The organism is Bradyrhizobium sp. AT1 (genome assembly GCF_001590795.1).
In the GTDB taxonomy this organism is placed as follows: Bacteria; Pseudomonadota; Alphaproteobacteria; order Rhizobiales; family Xanthobacteraceae; genus Bradyrhizobium.
Map to the genome: position 1 here is coordinate 3672818 of NZ_JXDL01000001.1, position 2400 is coordinate 3675217.

Below are 2400 nucleotides of genomic sequence, written 5' to 3' on the forward strand. Positions count from 1 at the left end.
GACCTGGCAAAGGTTCAGCGCAACAAGCTCGCCGCGGCAGCGCCGCACACGGCTCCGGCGACCGTTGAACTCGAACCGAAGAAGGTGCAGACCGCGCCCATCCTGCCGCCGGCTGCAAAGCCCAGTGCCGCGCCGAAAATGGCGGCCGCTCCGGCCACCGTCGTCCCGCTCGCGCTCACGTCCCCGCCGGCAGCCGAAACGAAGAGCATTGCCGCCGTGCCGGCATCGACTTGCACCATGCGAACCGCGCGGCGCGGCAATGACGCCGTCGGGGGTCCCTTCATTCCGGTCTCGATCAAGCCGAATGTCGAGGGTGCCAGCGTCCGCACCATCGCCGTCTCGCCCAACAGGCGCGAGATTGCCACCGCCGGCGACGACGGCGTGATCCGGCTCTGGGACGCCGCGTCTTTTCGACTGACGCGGGTGTTGCGGGGACACGCCGGAGCCGTCTACGCGCTCGACTATTGGACGGACGGCACGCAGCTCGCCTCCGCCGGATGGGACGGCAAGGTGAAGGTGTGGGACCTCGGAAGCGACGGCCGAAGCCTGACGTTCGACGCCGGCGCAAAGCAGTTCGCCGTCGCCTTCGCGCCGGAGGCGTCGCTCAAATATCTGGCCTCGGCCGGCGAGGATGGCGTCGTGCGCATCTGGAACCTCGCAACCCGCGAGCTCGCCAAGAGCAAGCTCGACCACCCCAGCGGCGATCCCGCGCGCGCCGCGGTGCGTTCCCTGAGTTACGCGCCCTCCGGCTCGGGTGAATTCGTCTCGGCCGGCTATGACGGCAAGATCAGATTCTATCGCACCAGCGGTGCGATCGATGCCAAGGACGCCTATGGCCGCAAGGCGCTGCGCGTTGCCTATTCGCCCGACGGCACGCGCGTGGTGACCGCCGGCTCGGACGCGGAACTCGGCTCGGCGAAAGTGTGGGACGTCAGGAGCGGCACGTCACGGCTGCTCGCCGGCCACCGGGATTATGTCGTGTCGGCGAGCTGGTCCGCGGACAGCAAGCGCATCGTCACCGGCGGCGGCGGACGCGACAAATCGGTGAATGTGTGGGACGCCGACAGCGGTCGACTGCTCGCAAGCTTTGCGGGCCATCAGGAGGATGTCGAGGCCGTCGCGTTCTTCCCGGGCGGCACCCGGCTGATCTCGGCCAGTGAGGACAAGACCATCAAGGTCTGGGATATCGCCGAGCGGCGCGTGCTGCTCACCGCGATCGGCTTCGGCGATGACGGCTATGTCAGCTACACGCCTGAAGGCTGCTATGTGGGGTCGAACGGCGTCGAAAGCCGGCTCAGCATCTCGAGTGGCAGCCGCTTTGAGCCGATGTCGCTCGAGGCCCGCAAGGCGATGCAGGAACCCGCAGGATTCATCTCGTTGCTGGCGCGATAGGTGGCGAGGGTGCTAACATCGGCCCCGTGTCCGAACCTTCAGCGAGGCCAGCATGTCCGCCACTGACAAGGTTTTCGCCGGCTCGATTCCGAAGATCTACGACGAGTATCTCGTCCCGATGATCTTCTCCGTCTATGCGGAGGACATCGCACGGCGCGTCGCCGCCCGCTCTCCGACCGCACTGCTCGAGATCGCCGCGGGCACTGGCGCAGTGACGCGCGCCGTGGCGGCGGCGCTGCCGCGCGAAGTCCATTACGTTGCGACCGACCTCAACGAGCCCATGCTTGCGGTCGCCGCGCAGCGCCAGGCAAATGACGATCGCATCACCTGGCGGCAGGCGGACGCCATGGCCCTGCCCTTCGGCGATGCCGAGTTCGACGTGGTCTGCTGCCAGTTCGGCGCGATGTTCTTTCCGGACCGTGTCAGGGCCTACGGAGAGGTCAAGCGCGTCCTGAAGGGCGATGGTACGTTCGTGTTCAACGTCTGGGACCGCATCGAGGACAATGTGCTGACGCATGAAGCGACGATCGCGCTCGCAAAGCTGTTTCCCGACGACCCGCCGCGCTTCATGGTGCGCACGCCGCACGGCTATTACGACAAGAGCGTCATCAAAATCGATCTCGAACGTGCCGGCTTCCGCGACATCGCGATCGAGACGCGATCAGAAATCAGCCGCGCGCCCTCGCCCGAATATGTCGCACTCGCCCTCTGCCAGGGTACGCCGCTGCGCAGCGAGATCGAGGCACGGGATGCCGGCAAGCTGCAGGCTGCCACCGACCTCGTCGCCGCGGCGATCCGAACGCGTCACGGCGCCGGAGCGTTGGACGGCAAGATCCAGGCGATCGTGATCGAAGCGCGGCCGTAGCTGCTGGAACGGACTGGCTTTAGGTCACTTCAATTGCGGGGGCTTCTTCACCTCTCCCGCTTGCGGGAGAGGTCGCGCCGAAGGCGCGGGTGAGGGCTTTCTCCTCTTGGAGATTGTCCCATTGCGGAGAAACCCTCTCCCCG

At 66.6% G+C, this 2400-nt stretch carries 2 protein-coding genes; both read left to right on the forward strand.

Translation table 11 applies throughout. The annotated features are described in order from the left end of the window. Positions 1 to 1392, forward strand: a 1392-nt coding sequence (locus SE92_RS17170; RefSeq protein WP_198172664.1) for a WD40 repeat domain-containing protein, incomplete at its 5' end; no start/stop codon positions are given. A 52-nt stretch (positions 1393 to 1444) separates the two neighbouring features. After that, positions 1445 to 2257, forward strand: coding sequence for a class I SAM-dependent methyltransferase (locus SE92_RS17175; protein WP_063196839.1), 813 nt, complete (start codon positions 1445 to 1447; stop codon positions 2255 to 2257). Positions 2258 to 2400: the final 143 nt, after the last annotated feature.

Bases quoted from the DNA above. Each gene is read 5' to 3' on its own strand.
- SE92_RS17175 (WP_063196839.1), top strand. From the start codon at position 1,445: ATGTCCGCCACTGACAAGGTTTTCGCCGGCTCGATTCCGAAGATCTAC.